The sequence below is a fragment of the Acinetobacter sp. C15 genome (assembly GCF_013420645.1).
Taxonomy (GTDB): domain Bacteria; phylum Pseudomonadota; class Gammaproteobacteria; order Pseudomonadales; family Moraxellaceae; genus Acinetobacter; species Acinetobacter indicus.
The window spans coordinates 1-16900 of sequence record NZ_VOXR01000024.1 but is presented as its reverse complement, the minus strand read 5'-3'; the positions used below and the strand labels follow the sequence as shown (position 1 = coordinate 16900).

19 protein-coding genes and 1 tRNA gene are annotated in these 16900 nt (G+C 46.6%); 16 read left to right on the top strand and 4 right to left on the bottom strand.

The window, feature by feature from the left end:
* The first annotated feature begins 347 nt into the window (after window positions 1–347).
* Window positions 348–2486: a bifunctional mannitol-1-phosphate dehydrogenase/phosphatase gene (gene mtlD / locus FTT63_RS10245; RefSeq protein WP_180192236.1), complete on the top strand. Its 2139-nt coding sequence runs from the start codon at window positions 348–350 to the stop codon at window positions 2484–2486.
* Window positions 2487–2595: 109 nt separating this feature from the next.
* Here mtlD and nadB read toward each other — a convergent pair whose 3' ends face one another.
* Entirely contained in the window at window positions 2596–4242 is a 1647-nt protein-coding gene (gene nadB, locus FTT63_RS10240; RefSeq protein ID WP_163145964.1) for an L-aspartate oxidase, read from the bottom strand.
* A gap of 228 nt (window positions 4243–4470) precedes the next feature.
* On the opposite strand from nadB, the gene FTT63_RS10235 reads away from it, so the two are divergent.
* The 11 genes from FTT63_RS10235 (at window position 4471) to FTT63_RS10185 (ending at window position 13726) form a co-directional block, all read left to right on the top strand.
* Entirely contained in the window at window positions 4471–5856 is a 1386-nt protein-coding gene (locus FTT63_RS10235) for a Do family serine endopeptidase (protein ID WP_180192235.1), read from the top strand.
* Between the two features lie 124 nt (window positions 5857–5980).
* Complete coding sequence (locus tag FTT63_RS10230) at window positions 5981–6442, top strand: thioesterase family protein (RefSeq protein WP_005176672.1); 462 nt, start codon at window positions 5981–5983, stop codon at window positions 6440–6442.
* Between the two features lie 174 nt (window positions 6443–6616).
* Window positions 6617–8434 (top strand): translation elongation factor 4, encoded by a 1818-nt coding sequence (gene lepA, locus FTT63_RS10225; protein ID WP_005176673.1) that lies wholly within the window; start codon window positions 6617–6619, stop codon window positions 8432–8434.
* Between the two features lie 23 nt (window positions 8435–8457).
* Window positions 8458–9285 (top strand): signal peptidase I, encoded by an 828-nt coding sequence (gene lepB / locus FTT63_RS10220; RefSeq protein ID WP_016660031.1) that lies wholly within the window; start codon window positions 8458–8460, stop codon window positions 9283–9285.
* A gap of 25 nt (window positions 9286–9310) precedes the next feature.
* Complete coding sequence (locus FTT63_RS10215; RefSeq protein WP_005176678.1) at window positions 9311–9682, top strand: DUF4845 domain-containing protein; 372 nt, start codon at window positions 9311–9313, stop codon at window positions 9680–9682.
* The gene (gene rnc, locus FTT63_RS10210; RefSeq protein ID WP_127800113.1) at window positions 9654–10355 is read left to right on the top strand and encodes a ribonuclease III; all 702 of its coding nucleotides are present in this window, start codon (window positions 9654–9656) and stop codon (window positions 10353–10355) included. Before FTT63_RS10215 ends, rnc begins: the two co-directional genes overlap by 29 nt.
* On the top strand, window positions 10352–11380 hold the full coding sequence (gene era, locus FTT63_RS10205) for a GTPase Era (RefSeq protein WP_016660033.1): 1029 nt from the start codon (window positions 10352–10354) through the stop codon (window positions 11378–11380). The genes rnc and era overlap by 4 nt, the downstream gene beginning before the upstream one ends.
* A 21-nt stretch (window positions 11381–11401) precedes the next feature.
* Complete coding sequence (locus tag FTT63_RS10200; protein ID WP_005176688.1) at window positions 11402–11590, top strand: NF038104 family lipoprotein; 189 nt, start codon at window positions 11402–11404, stop codon at window positions 11588–11590.
* A gap of 17 nt (window positions 11591–11607) precedes the next feature.
* The gene (locus FTT63_RS10195; protein WP_127800111.1) at window positions 11608–12318 is read left to right on the top strand and encodes a DNA repair protein RecO; all 711 of its coding nucleotides are present in this window, start codon (window positions 11608–11610) and stop codon (window positions 12316–12318) included.
* Between the two features lie 13 nt (window positions 12319–12331).
* Entirely contained in the window at window positions 12332–13057 is a 726-nt protein-coding gene (gene pdxJ / locus FTT63_RS10190; RefSeq protein ID WP_016660036.1) for a pyridoxine 5'-phosphate synthase, read from the top strand.
* A 15-nt stretch (window positions 13058–13072) separates the two neighbouring features.
* Window positions 13073–13726: a tRNA-(ms[2]io[6]A)-hydroxylase gene (locus FTT63_RS10185; protein ID WP_005176696.1), complete on the top strand. Its 654-nt coding sequence runs from the start codon at window positions 13073–13075 to the stop codon at window positions 13724–13726.
* A 273-nt stretch (window positions 13727–13999) separates the two neighbouring features.
* Here the strand turns inward: FTT63_RS10185 and FTT63_RS10180 are convergent.
* Window positions 14000–14075, bottom strand: a tRNA-Asn gene (locus tag FTT63_RS10180).
* Between FTT63_RS10180 and FTT63_RS10175 the strand changes: the two genes are divergently transcribed.
* Window positions 14068–14334: a hypothetical protein gene (locus tag FTT63_RS10175; RefSeq protein ID WP_143217969.1), complete on the top strand. Its 267-nt coding sequence runs from the start codon at window positions 14068–14070 to the stop codon at window positions 14332–14334. The genes FTT63_RS10180 and FTT63_RS10175 overlap by 8 nt on opposite strands.
* The gene (locus FTT63_RS10170) at window positions 14312–14770 is read left to right on the top strand and encodes a hypothetical protein (RefSeq protein WP_180192234.1); all 459 of its coding nucleotides are present in this window, start codon (window positions 14312–14314) and stop codon (window positions 14768–14770) included. Before FTT63_RS10175 ends, FTT63_RS10170 begins: the two co-directional genes overlap by 23 nt.
* A 98-nt stretch (window positions 14771–14868) precedes the next feature.
* Here FTT63_RS10170 and FTT63_RS10165 read toward each other — a convergent pair whose 3' ends face one another.
* The gene (locus FTT63_RS10165; protein ID WP_005176698.1) at window positions 14869–16104 is read right to left on the bottom strand and encodes a pyridoxal phosphate-dependent aminotransferase; all 1236 of its coding nucleotides are present in this window, start codon (window positions 16102–16104) and stop codon (window positions 14869–14871) included.
* Window positions 16105–16323: 219 nt separating this feature from the next.
* Between FTT63_RS10165 and FTT63_RS10160 the strand changes: the two genes are divergently transcribed.
* Complete coding sequence (locus FTT63_RS10160; RefSeq protein WP_005176699.1) at window positions 16324–16506, top strand: hypothetical protein; 183 nt, start codon at window positions 16324–16326, stop codon at window positions 16504–16506.
* 46 nt (window positions 16507–16552) lie between these two features.
* Here FTT63_RS10160 and FTT63_RS10155 read toward each other — a convergent pair whose 3' ends face one another.
* Entirely contained in the window at window positions 16553–16747 is a 195-nt protein-coding gene (locus tag FTT63_RS10155; RefSeq protein ID WP_180036450.1) for a diguanylate cyclase, read from the bottom strand.
* A gap of 63 nt (window positions 16748–16810) precedes the next feature.
* Between FTT63_RS10155 and FTT63_RS10150 the strand changes: the two genes are divergently transcribed.
* The coding region (locus tag FTT63_RS10150; RefSeq protein ID WP_180046995.1) for a MerR family DNA-binding transcriptional regulator at window positions 16811–16900 on the top strand (90 nt) is incomplete at its 3' end.

Below are 16900 nucleotides of genomic sequence, written 5' to 3'. Positions count from 1 at the left end.
TTGATCTGGCTCGCTTGATTTTATCCTTTTCTTACTCGTCTTAATTTTGCTTGCTTCAGTTTCTTCGCCAATCTGATGCTTCCAGCTTTTTATTTTTTGAAGCCTATTTAATTCGCCAAAAGCACCCTCCGAATTATTTAAAACTTATCCTTATATTTCAGCAAAATCGCTTTATTGATTTACATGATGTTACTTATTAATTACTCAATGTTACATATCTTAAATCTTACTCCAATCAAGTGGTTAATTTTTAACCTTAAATATTTCATTCTTTGTCTAAGGTGTTGTTCCCTCAAAAATTGCTCTAGGCTCTAGGCCTGTTGAAAAATGATCAAATGAGGGGGGAAATGCTTAAATTTAAAAATAAAATGATCCAGGGCGCAATTTTCGATATGGATGGCACAATGTTTGATACTGAGCGTTTACGGTTTCAAACCTTGAAACAGGCATCTCGGGAATTGATTGGAGTCGAGTTCAGCGATGACTATTTAATGGGTTGTCTGGGCTTGAGTGCGCGGAGTGCCAAACAGCTGGCACAGGCTGAATATGGTGAAGATATTCCCTATACCGAAATTCGCCAGCGTGCCGATGAGCTGGAACTGGAAAGTGTGCGTCAGTTTGGCGTGCCGATTAAAACCGGTTTGCTACAGGTGCTGGAGCGCTTGCGTAAATCCGGGCTGCGCATGGCAGTGGCGACGTCCAGTCGCCGTGCCATTGCCGAAGAATATTTAATTAATGCCAATGTCTATAAATTTTTTGATGTACTGGTGTGCGGAGATGAAGTCCAACGTGGCAAACCGCATCCGGAAATTTTCCTGACCGCTGCGCAAAAGCTGAATCTCTCCGCCAGTGACTGTTTCATGTTTGAAGATTCAGACAATGGTGTGACCTCGGCCTATGCAGCGCAGGGCATTACCGTGCTGCTGCGGGACATTAAAGCACCAAATGAACAGATGCTGTCTAAGGCGCATTACTACTATGAAAGCATGGAAGATTATCTGGAAGATTTAAACCTGTATATTCCGGCCTTGGGCATGCCCAGCCTGCAGGAAGCCTTTCCACAAACCTTGAACCAGCTAACTGTCGGAATCCATGGTTTTGGTGCGATTGGTGGCGGTTATCTGGCGCAGGTATTATCGCATTGGGATGGTTATACCCGTCCGAAACGGATTTACGCTTCTACCCGTAACCAGCTGTATCGCTCTGCGGTGAATGCTTTTGGCACCTATTGCATTCGTTATGGGCAAATGTCCTATGATGAACGTATTGAAAACATGAGCATTATTGATGCAGATAACCTGCAGCACATGCAGGAGATGTATATCGAATCCAGCTTGATTGCCTTATGTCTGCCAGAAAAAGCGCTGAGCAGCGAAGCTGAGGTGATTGCGCAAGGCCTGTATGCACGTTATCTGGCCCATCAGGACCAGCCGGCTGCGCCTTTAACCGTGCTGATTATTTTAAATAAAGTCGGTGCCAAGCAGTTATTGCTGGAGCATATCCGTAAAGCCCTGATGGCCTTAAGTGATGTGCAGACCGCACAAGCCATTTTAGCGCAGCATTATTTCTGCGATACCGTGGTCAACCGTATGGTATCCAAACTGACTGACCAGAACCTGTACCGCCAGCTACGGATTAAATACAACATCTTCAAGCAGTCGCAAACGGAAGATGAAGCCGAGCCGGTTGAAATTGAGGATAACACCCGTTTGCAGCCGGAGCAGGAACGTCAGGCCAGCCTGTATGTGGAAGATTTGCGCCGTAATTTCCAGCCGAGTCATATTCTACAGACCATGGATCTTATTCTGTTTAATGCAGAAATCGACATGCCGATTTATGTGGAAAATGCCAGTCCGTTACTGCAAAAAATGCGGCAGATGATTCTGGTCGAAGACATCAGTGAAATCCAGCTGATTAAAAACCGGCTCTGGAACGGGGTGCATGCGATGCTTGCCTGGTATGCCAGCCTACGTGGTCATCAAACCATTGGTGTGGCTCTGGCCGACCCGCAGATTGAACAGTTCATGCAGCAGTTGTTACAGCAGGTTCAGCAGGGACTGGCGGTGGTGTTACCACACCGACAGAAAGATCTACATGCACTGGCACAAAGTTTTGCAAACTCCTGTGTCCATGCCTATAAAGACCCATGTGCACGGGTGGCGCGTGATCCGCTACGCAAGCTCAGTGCATCCGAGCGGGTGTTAGGTTCAATTGCCAGCAATGCTCAGGCCGGGTTGCCATATCAGTTTTTGGCACAAGGTGCTTTATTGGGCTATGTCTATGCCGTGCAAACTCATCAGCTGACCGAGGCGCAGGCTTTGGCACATTTACAGACACAGTTACAGCAGCCACATTTTTCGGCACAGGTGGCATTAACTTTACGTAATTATGTGCAGACCTATCTGCCGCAATTGCTGTCCGGAGCGCTAGAACCTGAGCAGTTGCCCTTGTTAAAGCCAACCTCGAGTGCAGCGCAATATGCTTAAACTTGAGGCACCATCCGGCTGAAACCATTTTGGTTGCGACCAACAAAAACCGAATCGCATGATACGATTCGGTTTTTTTATCTTTCAGAACTGAAGATGTAAAAGCATTTTAAGCCGGCACATCCTCATTGACCAATGGCGTTTCTACCTGGAAGTTTGGCGGCGTAAGAACGGTTTTACGCAGCTCATCTGCCAGTTCCGGATAATCCAGGGTGTAATGCAGGCCACGTGATTCTTTACGCTGCATGGCACAGCGCACAATCATTTCTGAAACCAGCACCAGATTACGCAGTTCAATCAGGTTTTTACTGACCTTGTAATCCTGATAATACTCGGTAATTTCGCGTTTCAGCATTTCAATACGGTGCAGGGCACGTTGCAAACGCTTGGTGGTACGGACAATTCCGACGTAGTTCCACATGGTGGCGCGCAGTTCATCCCAGTTTTGTAGAATCACCACATCTTCATCGGGATGGGTCACTTGAGAATCATCCCAGGCTGGCACATTTGGTGATTGATAATCGGGCTTGAATTCAGCCTGAATGTGTTCAGCGGCACTCATGCCATATACAAAACATTCTAAAAGTGAGTTACTGGCCATACGATTCGCACCGTGCAGGCCGGTATATGAGGTTTCCCCAATGGCATACAGGCCAGCAATATCGGTCTGGCTGTGTTCATCAACCACTACACCGCCACAGGTATAATGCGCCGCCGGGACCACCGGAATCATGTCTGTGGTGATGTCGATGCCCAGTTCCAGTAAACGCGCATACAGGGTCGGGAAGTGTTCTTTAACAAATTCGGCCGGTTTATGGGTGATGTCTAGCCAGACATGACGAATCCCCAGACGCTTGATTTCAAAGTCAATCGCACGTGCCACAATATCACGTGGCGCCAGTTCGGCACGCTCATCGAAACGTAGCATAAAGCGTTCCCCATCTGGCAGGCGTAAATAGGCGCCTTCGCCACGCATGGCTTCGGTAATCAAGAAGGAACGGGCTTGCGGATGGTATAAGCAGGTCGGATGAAACTGGTTAAATTCCATATTGGCGACGCGGCAACCGGCGCGGTAGGCCATGGCAATCCCATCACCGGTGGCAATATCCGGGTTAGAGGTGTACAGATAGGCTTTCATGGCACCGCCGCAGGCTAGGGCGGTAAAGGGCGCCAGGAAGGTATCAATCTGGTCGGTGTTTTCATCCAGGGCATACAGGCCCAATGCACGATTGTCACCGGTTTGACCGAGTTTCTGTGTGGTAATCAGGTCAATGGCAACAAAGTTTTCAAAAATCTGGATATTCTGTTTTTCTCTGGCCCGCTGGACCAGTGTCGTTGAAATGGCACGTCCCGTGGCATCTGCCGCGTGAATGATCCGGCGCTGGGAGTGGCCGCCTTCACGGGTTAAATGCAGTTGTTCCTGTTCATCGAGGGTAAATTGAACGCCATGTTCAAGCAGGAAATCGACCGAAGGTTTACCGCCCTCTACAGTTTGCTGCACGGCATTCAGTTCACATAAATGCGCGCCTGCAATCATTGTGTCATCTATATGCTGTTGAATAGAGTCGGTTTCATCCAGTACGGCTGCGACCCCACCTTGGGCATAAAAGGTGCTGGCATCAGTCAGGGCCGACTTGGCCAGCACGGCAATTTTAAAATGAGCTGGTAATGACAGTGCCAGACTTAAACCTGCGCCGCCACTACCCACAATGATCACATCAAAATGATGAGTTGCATGTAAATTAGACATGTCCATCAGCTAATTTGAAAAAAGTCTGGTAATGACAACGCTTTTTAAAACAAAAGGCAAGGGTCAAGATGCTTATTAATGATGAGAAAAAGCAATAAAACTCCATTTTATAAAAAATGGCGCAAGCACTTGTATCCTGTTGAGGAATTGAACATATTATTACGAAATCTTAAAAAGCGTTATGTTAAAAACAGAACATCACATTTTTATAAACAAATTGAGTGAATGCTATATATGAATAATCGCTACTTACAGAAGGGTCTCTATGCAGCTGTGTTCACTATGGCATCTGTTCAAGCACAGGCCTCTACTTCAGTAGATTTTTCCAACCTGGTTGAACAGGTCAGCCCCGGTGTTGTCAGTGTCAATGTGGTCAAACGTTTAAGCCAGGAAGAGCTGTTACAACAACAGGTTCCGGAACTGTTACGCCGTTTCTTTGGCGATGGGGTGGTGATTCCGCAGCGTCAGGCGCCACAGGAAAAAACCGGTTATGGCAGTGCCTTCTTTATTAGCAAAGATGGCTACCTGCTCACTAACCACCATGTGATTGAAAATGCCTCCAAAGTCACCATTGTTCTGAATGATCGCCGTGAAATTGATGCCACCGTGGTCGGCAGCGATGAGCGGACCGATGTGGCCTTGCTGAAAGTATCTGGCAGCAATTTCCCTGAACTGCGTACCGGTAATGTTGATCGCCTGAAAGTTGGTGAGCCGGTGCTGGCGATTGGTTCACCATTCGGTTTTGACTATTCCGCCTCTGCCGGTATTGTCAGCGCCAAAATGCGTAACATGATGGGGGAAACCTCGGTACCGTTTATTCAGACTGACGTTGCCTTAAACCCGGGTAACTCGGGTGGACCGCTATTTAACCAGCGCGGTGAAGTGGTTGGGGTCAACTCGCGTATCTTTAGTGGAACGGGCGGCTATATGGGCCTGTCTTTCTCGATTCCGATTGATGTCGCCATGGAAGTGGCAGACCAGTTAAAACAGCATGGTAAAGTCACCCGTTCCTATTTAGGTGTGAGCCTGCAGGATATTGACCGGACGCTGGCAGAATCGTATCGACTGGATAAACCGGAAGGGTCCTTAATTACCCAGGTGGCACCGGATTCTCCAGCCGCCAAAGCCGGCTTGCGTGCCGGTGATGTGATCTTAAAATACAACGGTACCCCAATTTCGCGCACCAGCGAATTACTCAATTATCTGAACCGTACTGCACCTAAACAGACCATCCAGCTGGAAGTTTTACGCGATGACCGTCGCCGGAATATCTCGGCCACTTTAAGCACCGCACCGGATGACACCCCGGCCAAGAGCAATGTTACGCCAAGCCAGAATAAAGGCCCGGTACTTGGGGTCGCAATCCGGAACCTGTCAGCAGCAGAAATGCGTCAGCTGGAAATTAAAGGCGGTGTGCTGATTCAGGAAGTCCGTCGGGGCAGTATTGCAGCGCAGTCGCGAATTTTACCGGGTGATGTCATCGTACAGCTGAACAATAGCCCAGTCACCGACAGCAACAGTTTTGTTCAGGCGGTTTCGCAGCTGAAAAAGGGCAGCGTGGCGCGTGTGACCTTAATCCGTCAGGGACAACGTGCTATTGTCGGCATGCGAATTTCCTGATTTGAGCCAGTTAAAAACCACAGCCTGCTGTGGTTTTTTTATTTTTCAATTTATCCGGGGCCAATTTTCAGTAGACTAGGGGTCTCGATACCCGATACCCGATACCACAGTACAGTAACAGAGCATGAGCAGTACATTTTTTGATTTAAAACTTCAGGTTCAACCCGAGCATATTGACAGTCTGGGCCATGTCAACAACGTGGTTTATGTGCAGTGGATGCAGGATGTGGCCAGCGCCCATATTGAAACCTTAGGCCTGGGCATGGCGCAGTTTCTGGAAATGAAACATGCCATGGTGGCGGTAGAGCATCATGTGCAGTATCGCAAGGCTGCATTTGCCGGTGAAGAGCTGATTTTAAGAACCTGGCTCAGTGAAATTAATGCGCTGTACCTGTTTCGCCAGTATGTGTTTTATCGTCCGCAGGACCAGAGCGTGCTGTTTGTCGCGCAGACCAAATGGGCCTGTGTGGAAATAGACAGCGGCCGTCCAAAACGCATGTCGCCAAGTTTTTCCCAGGCGTATCAGCCTATTCCAGCCGATCTGAATCCGATGGATTTTAACCAGTATCCGCCACAGCCGGCATAAGCATCGTCACTGGCCGGTTTGTATCGGATGATCTAAAACCGGCCGGGCCGAAAAGCTTTGCATTATTTTGGATACTTTAAAAAATCCATCTGCTATAATCCTTCGCAATTTCTATTCGGCTTTTGCTGTGCACTGAATCTGGTTTGCATAGCGCGTTATTTTTTAAGGTAGCCCATGGCGCAAGCTAAAAAATCTGTTGATATTAAAAACATTCGTAACTTCTCGATCATTGCACATATCGATCATGGCAAGTCGACCCTTGCGGATCGTTTCATTCAGACCTGTGGCGGTTTGCAGGATCGCGAAATGCAGGCGCAAGTACTGGACTCAATGGAACTTGAGCGTGAACGTGGGATTACCATTAAAGCGACTTCGGTGACCTTGTACTATACCCATCCGAATGGTCAGGAATACCAGTTAAACTTCATTGACACTCCGGGACACGTTGACTTTTCTTATGAAGTTTCACGTTCACTGGCAGCGTGTGAAGGCGCACTACTGGTGGTTGATGCTGCCCAGGGCGTAGAAGCACAATCGGTCGCCAACTGCTATACCGCGATTGAGCAGGGTCTGGAAGTGCTGCCAATTCTGAACAAGATTGACCTGCCGCAAGCAGAGCCTGAACGCGTGATTCAGGAAATTGAAGATATTATTGGTATTGAAGCAACCGATGCGCCGACCTGTTCAGCCAAAACTGGTCTGGGCATTGCAGGTGTTTTAGAGCGTCTGGTTGATGTTATTCCAGCACCAACCGGTGACCGTGATGCGCCATTACAAGCTTTAATTGTCGACTCATGGTTTGATAACTATCTGGGCGTTGTGTCTCTGGTGCGTGTGAAGCAGGGCCGTGTGCGTAAAGGCGACAAGATGTTGATGAAATCAACCGGTCAAACGCACATCATTACCTCTGTGGGTATTTTCAATCCGAAACATACTGAAACCGATATTCTGGAAGCGGGCGAAGTCGGCTTCGTGATTGCCGGCATTAAAGATATTTTTGGTGCACCAGTTGGTGATACCATTACTTTGGCAACCACGCCAGAAGTGGAAGTGTTACCGGGCTTCAAAAAAGTAAAACCGCAGGTCTATGCTGGTCTGTTCCCGATTGATGCCAGCGATTTTGAACCGTTCCGTGAAGCACTGCAAAAGCTGCAAATCAATGACTCAGCGCTGTTCTTTGAACCAGAAAGTTCGGATGCGCTCGGTTTTGGTTTCCGCTGTGGCTTCCTTGGTATGCTGCACATGGAAATCGTTCAGGAACGTTTAGAACGTGAATACGATCTGGACCTGATTTCTTCTGCGCCAACGGTTATTTATGAAGCCGTAATGAAAAATGGCCAGACCGTATATATTGACAGTCCATCGAAAATGCCAGACGGTTCCACCGTTGAAGACTTACGTGAACCGATTGCCGAATGTCATATTCTGGTGCCGCAAGAATACTTGGGTAACGTCATGACCTTGTGTATCGAGCGTCGTGGTGTGCAAAAAGATATGAAATTCATGAGTAATCAGGTATCAATTACCTTTGAAATTCCAATGGCCGAAGTGGTGATGGATTTCTTTGATAAATTGAAATCCTGCTCACGTGGTTTTGCATCACTAGATTACAACTTCGTGCGTTTTGAAAGTTCATCACTGGTGAAAGTCGATGTCTTGATTAACGGTGAAAAAGTCGATGCGCTGGCAATGATCTGTCACCGTCAGGATGCCCGTCACCGTGGTATTGCGCTGGTTGAAAAAATGAAAGACCTGATTCCGCGTCAGATGTTTGATGTCGCAATTCAGGCGGCCATTGGGGCGCAAATTATTGCCCGTTCAACGGTAAAAGCCATGCGTAAGAACGTATTGGCCAAATGTTATGGCGGTGACGTGTCGCGTAAGAAGAAACTGCTGGCCAAGCAGAAAGAAGGTAAGAAACGTATGAAGCAAGTGGGTAGCGTTGAAATCCCACAAGAAGCGTTCTTAGCTGTATTAAAAGTCGAACGCTAATAAGATTAGAAGGATAAACGCCCATGGATTTTGATTTTAATTTGATCCTCGTTCCTGCCACGCTGTTTTTTATTGCTGTGTGGTTGCTGGATAAATTTGTCTTCAAGCAAAGACAGACCAAAGGGCGGGGCAATGAAAATTTCATTATCACATGGGCGTATGACTTCTGGCCGGTACTGGCCGTTGTGCTGGTGCTGCGTTCGTTTTTATATGAGCCGTTTAACATCCCGTCAGATTCAATGGTGCCAACCCTGGAGACCGGGGATTTTATTCTGGTAAATAAATTTGACTATGGCGTGCGTTTGCCAATCGTCAACAGCAAAATTATTGATACCGGTTCGCCAGAACGCGGTGATGTGGCGGTGTTCCGTTATCCGCCACAACCAAGCATTAGCTACATTAAGCGGATTGTGGGTTTGCCGGGTGATCATATTGTTTATGATCATGGCCAATTTACCATTAACGGCGAAAAGGTGCAGAAAGTTGCGCTGGACTTTAGCCGTGAAAAAGACAGCCTCGATACACCCAACTCGATTTACCATCAGGAAACTTTAGGCAAGCATACTTTTACCATGCGTGAACTGGAAGGCGTAAACGTGGCGCGTCAGGCACCCTTTATTAATTATGTCGAAAATGGTAAATATGCTTCTACAAATGGTTTATATTGGGAAGTCAAAGTTCCAGAAGGTCATTACTTCGCGTTAGGGGATAACCGCGATCAGAGTGCTGACAGCCGTTTCTGGGGTTTTGTACCTGAAGAAAACCTGACTGGCCGTGCCGTCTATATCTGGATGCACAAAGAGCCTGGTTTTAAATTGCCGTCTTTTAGCCGAAACGGCAGCATAGATTAAAATCATCCATTAGGAAAATAACAAAATGCGTCATCAACAAGGGGCATCGTATATTGCAATTCTGGTTGCAATTATTGGTTTTGCTTTTATGGCAAAAATTGCAGTTGCGGTTTGGGGACCGTATTTCGATGATCGAATGCTGGATAACCAGATTAAAGAGCAGTTGATTCATGGACCCAAAAACCTGAGTCCGCAAAAATTCATTGGGGAAATGGATAAGCGTTTAAGTATGAACAACATTCGTGATATTAAATTTGCGGATGTTGCCCAGGTCACCAATGTAGATGGTCTACAGGTGAAGAAAGACTATGAGATAAGAAAACCGTTCTTATTGAATATTGATATTGTCATGAAATTCGAGAAAAGTTTTGATCAAAGCTCAGTCCAAGCTCAATGAAACGCGTTTGGCCAGCCGCATCGGATACCAGTTTAAACAGCCGGATCTGCTCAAGCTGGCGCTGACGCATCGTTCGGTCAGTCACAAACACAACTATGAACGCCTAGAATTTCTAGGCGATTCACTTTTAGGGATGATTATTGCCAATTATCTCTACACTACCTATCCGCAGGAAAATGAAGGGCGGCTGACCCGTATGCGCGCAACACTGGTGCGTCAGGAAGCACTGGGTAAAATCGCCAATGATTTAAAACTCAGTCAAAATTTAATTCTCAGTACCGGTGAATTGAAATCAGGCGGTCATCATCGTGAGTCTATACTTGCAGATGCAGTCGAGGCGATTATTGGTGCGATTTATATCGACTGTGGGGATTTAAACCTGCTACAGACGATTGTGTTAAAATGGTACGTGCCTTATCTGGATCATATTGAGCCAACCGATCAGCTCAAAGATCCGAAATCACGCCTACAAGAGTATTTACAAGCACGTAAAAAACCTCTCCCAGTTTACGAGGTTGTAGATATTCAGGGTGATGCCCCGAACCAGCATTTCAAGGTGGAATGCCGGGTCGATGCTTTACCGGTAATGAAAGGTGAAGGTTCTAGCCGCCGCTTTGCCGAGCAGGCAGTTGCCGCGGAAATTTTAAAACTCTTGGAGCAAACGTCTCAATGACAATCCATTCCGATCACAACGATGCTGATCACGAGTCGCAAAGCGACAGCCACGATTTAATTAATCAATTCTTCAGTTCACAAGGTCAGGAAATTCCATCGGATTACCGTAGCGGATTTGTGGCCATTGTGGGCCGGCCAAACGTGGGCAAATCTACCTTGATGAACCACCTGTTGGGTCAAAAACTGTCTATTACCTCGCGTAAGCCGCAAACCACCCGCCATAAAATTGTCGGGATTGATTCGCGTGAAAAATCTCAGGCAGTCTATGTCGATACCCCGGGGATGCACAAAAAAGAAGTGCGTGCCATCAACAAAATGATGAACCGTGCCGCGCACTCGGCGCTGCGTGATGTGAACCTGGTATTATTCGTCGTCGATGCACAAAAATGGACCCAGAACGATGAACTCGTACTGGAGAAATTGAAAAATGCAGACATGCCAGTCATTCTGGTGATCAATAAACTGGATACCTTCGAGAATAAAAATCAGGCGCTGCCGCTGATTCAGGAGCGTGCCAAGCTGATGAACTTTGCAGAAATTGTGCCGGTATCTGCGCTGCGTGGTGCCAATCTGGAACATCTGCGTGACACCATTGAGCAATATCTGCCATTCCAGCCACCGCTATATTCATTTGATCAGGTTACCGACCGTTCCGAGCGCTTCCTGGCCTCTGAAATTATTCGTGAAAAAATCATGCGTCAGCTCGGTGAAGAACTTCCATACGATTTAACCGTACAGATTGAATCATTTAAAACCGAAGAGCCGGCTTTAAATGAAAAAACCGGTCGTATGAAACCGGCTTGTACCTATATTGATGCCACCATCTTTGTAGACCGTCCGGGCCAAAAAGCCATTGTGATTGGTGAAAAAGGTGCTAAGCTGAAAAAAATCGGGATGGATGCCCGTGTCGATATGGAAAAAATGTTCGAACAGAAAATCATGCTCACGCTTTGGGTGAAAGTCAAAGGTGGCTGGTCAGATGATGAACGTGCATTAAAAAGCTTGGGATATAGCGATATCTAAGCCATGAAACGAGGAACTGTAATGACCAAAATTGCTGTGATTTTAGCCTGCATGTTCATGCTGCAAGGCTGTATTCATAAGGTGGTTACAGTTCCGGTTAAAGTGGCCTATAAAACCACCAAAGGCGTGGTCAAAGGCACGGCCGCTGTGGTCGGTGCAGTCATTCCCGATGGGGATGAAGAAGATGAAAGCAAAAAGAAAGATGATTAGGCTGATATCCTGCCCGCATGCGTAATGAAGTCTTGCATGGCTACCTGATCCATCATCGTAAATACCGCGAGCGTAGTCATATTGTGCATCTGTTTACCCAGGAATATGGGCGGATTGATGGTATTTTAAGACAAACCCCGCCACCACAATATCAACCGATTAGCCTGCAGGCCTCGGGTAAATCTGAACTGAAAAATTTTACCAAACTGGAAATTATCAACCAGCCCGTATTTTTCTTTGGCGATGCCTTTTTCTCCGGTTTTTATCTGAATGAAATTTTGCTGCGTCTGTGTCCGCTCGAAGTCGAGATGCCTGAAACTTTTCTACAATATGCCACCACTTTGCAGCAATTGCAGCAGTTGTCGAGCCATCCGCAGCCAAACAGCTTTTTAAGACAGATTCTGCGCCAGTTTGAGCATGTATTGCTACAAGAGCTGGGTTATGCCATCGACTTTGAAGTGGATGCCAACCAGCAGCCGATTGGTGCAATGCAGCAGTATCAGTTTTTATTAAATGAAGGCTTTATGCCAACGGCGCAGGCTTCCCGTTCCAGTTTAAGTGGCGCGCAGATTTTGAGTATGCGTGACCATGAAAAGGGTAGGGATTTTAATCCAAAACAGTTACAATTACTGTCTAAATTATATCGGCAGATGATCAGCTCCCTGCTGGGAGATCGGCCGTTAAAAAGTCGTCAATTGTGGATACAGAACTCCCAAACACAATCGTAATTAGGAAAAGAGTATGGCTGCATTACTTGGTGTAAATATTGACCATGTTGCAACATTGCGACAAGCACGTGGCACCACTTACCCAGATCCGGTCAATGCCGCACTGATTTGTGAACAGGCTGGTGCAGAGGGTATTACCTTGCATCTGCGTGAAGATCGTCGTCATATTCAGGATGATGATGTGCGTCGTATGCGTCCATTGCTGAAAACCCGCATGAATCTGGAAATGGCGGTGACTGATGAAATGGTCGAGTTCGCCAAAGAAATCAAACCGCATCATGTTTGCTTTGTCCCGGAAAAACGCCAGGAAGTCACCACTGAAGGTGGACTGGATGTGGTCGGTAATTTTGCGGCGGTAAAAGCGGCAACGCAGGCTCTCTCTGTTCTGGGTTGTGATGTATCCCTGTTTATTGATGCTGACTTTGCCCAGATTGATGCCGCAGTTGCTTGTGGTGCACCAACCATTGAAATTCATACCGGTGCCTACGCCGATGCTGAAACCGCAGAGGCACAGCAGGCTGAGCTGGAACGTATTGTGAAAGGTGCCGAATATGCCGCGGCCAAAGGTCTGGTGGTGAATGCCGGCCATGGCCTGAATTTAGATAACGTGACGCCGATTGCCGCAATTCCGCAAATTCACGAACTGAATATTGGTCACTCGCTCATTGCCGATGCGGTGTTTGTGGGTCTGGCACAAGCTGTACAGCAAATGAAAGCAGCGATTAAAGCTGCACGATAATCCTGAAGTTTTTGTATGTCGACAATCAATTATGATGAACTCATGAAGCCGGTGATCGGCTTCCTGGGCTGTGAAACCCCGCAAGCCTGGCTGGATGAAGCGCTGAACAATCTGGAAATCCTGATGCAGGATCATGCCAACTGCGAGAAAAAAGCCGCCGGTACGGCCATGAACCTGATGTTCCGCTACAGCTTCTTTACCGATTTGCAGGTCAAACTGGCGCAACTGGTTCGTGAAGAAATGCTGCATTATGAACAGGTGCTGGAATTTATGAACAAACGCGGACAGGAGTGGAAAGGCTTAAGCGCAGGCCGTTATGCCGGCGGCTTACGCAAAGAAATCCGTACCTATGAGCCAGAAGCGTTAATTGATGTACTGGTGATTGGCGCCTTTGTAGAAGCGCGTTCCTGCGAGCGGTTTTATGCCTTGGCACCGCATGTTGATGAAGAGCTGGGGCGTTACTACCGCTATTTGCTGAAATCTGAATCGCGTCATTATGAAGATTATCTGGCACTGGCATTGGACGTTGCCAAAACTGCCAAGCTAAAAAATCCGGAAGAAGATATTCAGGGCCGGATTCAGCATATTCGTGAAGTGGAAAAAAATCTGATTTTAAGCCCGGATGATACTTTCCGTTTCCATAGCGGTGTGCCGGCGCAGGCAGCTTGAAACAGTCAATATTTTTTGAGAGAAAACGGGACTTCGGTTCCGTTTTTTTATGGCTGTGAGAAGGGGAATCAGGGCTGATTTACCTGTTTTTGAAGATAGATGCTCTGCTGATCTGGCGATTGACGTCTCGCCATTAGATCGCTCGGGAAGATCCTAATCTTCTTTTTTTTATAACCTTCAGATGTGAATCGCTGTAGGAATTAAAAAGATTGGAAGCTATAAATTTTGGCAATAAAAAAGCCCAAGTCTTAAATGCTTGGGCTTTCTTGAATTTGGCTCTCCCACCTGGGCTCGAACCAGGGACCTGCGGATTAACAGTCCGTCGCTCTACCGACTGAGCTATGGGAGAATCTGAATGCGATTATAGAGGGATTTCAGCAGGGGTCAAGCGAAAACTGTCATCTTTTTTACATTTAAAGTTTATATGCTTTTTATTTGTGCAAAATAAAATAAAACACGAAAAAATCTTGCAAAGCAAAAAATCTGTTGTTAGATTAAATCCAGAAAGTCGTTTGACCAAATGGTTAAACAGTGTGGATTTAAACCAACTTGCCAGCACAAAAATGGCTAAATCGGAGACAGCGAATGAATACGCTCAGCATCCCTGAAATTTTTGCAAATCTCAATTTTTACAAAGACAACTACCTTTCTCTTATCAGCAATCCAGCAGATTATTATACGCCTGTTGCTTCGGCCTATATCAACATATGGCCAGTCGGGCATGTCGATCTGTATCTGGGCGATTTGCTGCAGCTGTGGTTTAGTGAAAAATGGCTGATCAATGAGCCATGTTTCCAGCTTTCAGAGCATCCGGATCATGCGATCCGCACGCCATTACAGCGCAGCCAGGATTTATACCTGTATCAGCTTGCCGGCAGTGCCTTGTCGGGTAGTAACCGCTGCCGGGTCTGGTCGGCTTCTGAACAAAAAAAACTGCGGGTGAGTCTGGATAGTGCCTTTAAATATTACTGTATTTATAAGGGTACAGACCGTCCTGACATCTCACGCAGTCAGCTCATTCAGGCGCTGGAAAAGGCCATCTAACCGTTATCTATGGTCCGCTGAATTGAGCGTTTAGAGTTAAATCAGGCCATAAAAAAAACCGCGAACAGGTCGCGGTTTTTTTTATTGCTCAGAAGAGATTATTGAGCAGCTTTTTCAGCTTCGATCGACGCAATCGCTTCATCAACGCCTTCGATTGAATCCGCCGCTTTCTTGATACGCGCTAACGCATCTACCAGCACTTCATCAGCCGTTGCATAAGAGATACGCATGAAACCGCCTAAACCGAATGCATCACCTGGAACCACGGCAACGCCCGTTTCTTCCAGTAACCATGCAGAGAATTCTGTGCAAGATTTTAAGCCTTTAGCACGAATCAGTGGTTTGATGTTGGCGTAGGCATAGAACGCACCATCTGCAGGTAAGCAAGAAATACCTTTGATGTCGTTCAAACCGTTTACCACCAAGTCATGACGGCGTTTGAACGCTTCAATCATTGGTTGTAGAACGTCTTGAGGACCATTTAATGCAGCTTCTGCAGCCACTTGTGAAATAGACGTCGGGTTAGAGGTAGACTGAGACTGGATTTTTTTCATCGCGCCGATCAGTTTAGCAGGGCCCGCTGCATAGCCGATACGCCAGCCAGTCATGGCATAGGCTTTAGACACACCGTTTAACACGATAGTGCGGTCATACAGGTCTGGTGCAACAGTAGCGATGTTGTAGAATTCGTCATCCCAGCGGATTGGTTCGTACATGTCGTCAGATGCGATATACACTTCTGGGTATTTACGCAGTACTTCAGCCAGAGCTTCCAGTTCAGCTTTGGTGTAGATCATACCTGTCGGGTTAGACGGGCTGTTCAGTACCACTAAACGGGTTTTGTCTGTGATGGCTGCTTCTAACTGAGCAGGAGTGATTTTGAAGCGTTGTTCTTCGCCACATTTTACAATCACTGGCACGCCTTCAGCGATGATGACCATATCTGGATAGCTTACCCAGAATGGCGCAGGGATGATCACTTCATCACCTTTGTTTAACAGTGCAAGTGCCAAGTTAAAGAATGATTGTTTACCACCGCAAGACACCAGAATCTGGTTGGCTTGGTAGTCAAGGTTATTGTCACGTTTTAGTTTCGCAATAATGGCTTTTTTCAGGCCTGGCGTACCGTCAACAGCGGTATATTTGGTAAAACCGTTGTTAATTGCTGCAATTGCTGCATCTTTGATGTGTTGTGGTGTATCGAAATCCGGTTCGCCTGCACCCAAGCCAATTACGTTATGACCAGCAGCTTTCAATTCAGCAGCTTTGTTTGTCACAGCAAGCGTTGGGGACGGTTTGATGGCATTTACACGATCAGAGAGACGTACGTCCACGGCAGTATTCCTTCTTATAGGGATTAAAAAATAAAAAGCACACTATCTTAGCTCAAAAATAGTCACTTCGTCGTTTAAAATCTCAACAAATTAATAAAAAATCACGAAATTTGTGCTTCTGCGCCTCAAAATAAGGCATTTTTGAGAATAAAAAGCCGGAGGCTCGCTTCTGACTGCAAAAAACCTTAAAATAGCGCTAATTTGATTTGAGTTATCGTCATGAGTAAGCAGCAGCCTACTTCAAAAAAACCTGTGGTAAAACTCCCATTCCCAATGCCATCTGCGGAAGAAAAAGCTCAGATGGATGCCTTGCATAATCAGGTTCGTCCTAAAGATGAAGGTTATGCCGACAAGCTGTTTCCACCACCACGTGGGACCCGTAAATCTATGGGTAAACGCTAAGAAAAATGCCACGTTCTGTGGCATTTTTTATGGGCGCTTGATGGGTTTAATCCTGGGTTTCACGCCGGTCAAACTGGACATAATAGGCGCGTTTTTGGGTGTACATGGCCTGATCGGCGCGTTTTAGCATCTCTTCAATACTTTCCTGTGGTAGTGTGGTCGCAGACCCAATCGACAGATTCAGCATCTGATTACCATGAAACTGACTGTCAATTAACAGCAGTTCCTGCAAGCCTGCCAAACAGTTGTGCAGGGTTAATAACTGCCAATTGAAATCTACTTATTTCTATATTATTATATACAAATGAGTAGATATGTTAGTATTGGCGTTGCAGCTAAAACACTGGGTGTTTCCATCCAAACCCTAAGAAGATGGGATGAGGAAGGCACTTTA

Bases quoted from the DNA above. Each gene is read 5' to 3' on its own strand.
- mtlD (WP_180192236.1), top strand. From the start codon at position 348: ATGCTTAAATTTAAAAATAAAATGATCCAGGGCGCAATTTTCGATATG.
- nadB (WP_163145964.1), bottom strand. From the start codon at position 4,242: ATGGACATGTCTAATTTACATGCAACTCATCATTTTGATGTGATCATT.
- FTT63_RS10235 (WP_180192235.1), top strand. From the start codon at position 4,471: ATGAATAATCGCTACTTACAGAAGGGTCTCTATGCAGCTGTGTTCACT.
- FTT63_RS10230 (WP_005176672.1), top strand. From the start codon at position 5,981: ATGAGCAGTACATTTTTTGATTTAAAACTTCAGGTTCAACCCGAGCAT.
- lepA (WP_005176673.1), top strand. From the start codon at position 6,617: ATGGCGCAAGCTAAAAAATCTGTTGATATTAAAAACATTCGTAACTTC.
- lepB (WP_016660031.1), top strand. From the start codon at position 8,458: ATGGATTTTGATTTTAATTTGATCCTCGTTCCTGCCACGCTGTTTTTT.
- FTT63_RS10215 (WP_005176678.1), top strand. From the start codon at position 9,311: ATGCGTCATCAACAAGGGGCATCGTATATTGCAATTCTGGTTGCAATT.
- era (WP_016660033.1), top strand. From the start codon at position 10,352: ATGACAATCCATTCCGATCACAACGATGCTGATCACGAGTCGCAAAGC.
- FTT63_RS10200 (WP_005176688.1), top strand. From the start codon at position 11,402: ATGACCAAAATTGCTGTGATTTTAGCCTGCATGTTCATGCTGCAAGGC.
- FTT63_RS10195 (WP_127800111.1), top strand. From the start codon at position 11,608: ATGCGTAATGAAGTCTTGCATGGCTACCTGATCCATCATCGTAAATAC.
- pdxJ (WP_016660036.1), top strand. From the start codon at position 12,332: ATGGCTGCATTACTTGGTGTAAATATTGACCATGTTGCAACATTGCGA.
- FTT63_RS10185 (WP_005176696.1), top strand. From the start codon at position 13,073: ATGTCGACAATCAATTATGATGAACTCATGAAGCCGGTGATCGGCTTC.
- FTT63_RS10175 (WP_143217969.1), top strand. From the start codon at position 14,068: ATGGGAGAATCTGAATGCGATTATAGAGGGATTTCAGCAGGGGTCAAG.
- FTT63_RS10170 (WP_180192234.1), top strand. From the start codon at position 14,312: ATGAATACGCTCAGCATCCCTGAAATTTTTGCAAATCTCAATTTTTAC.
- FTT63_RS10160 (WP_005176699.1), top strand. From the start codon at position 16,324: ATGAGTAAGCAGCAGCCTACTTCAAAAAAACCTGTGGTAAAACTCCCA.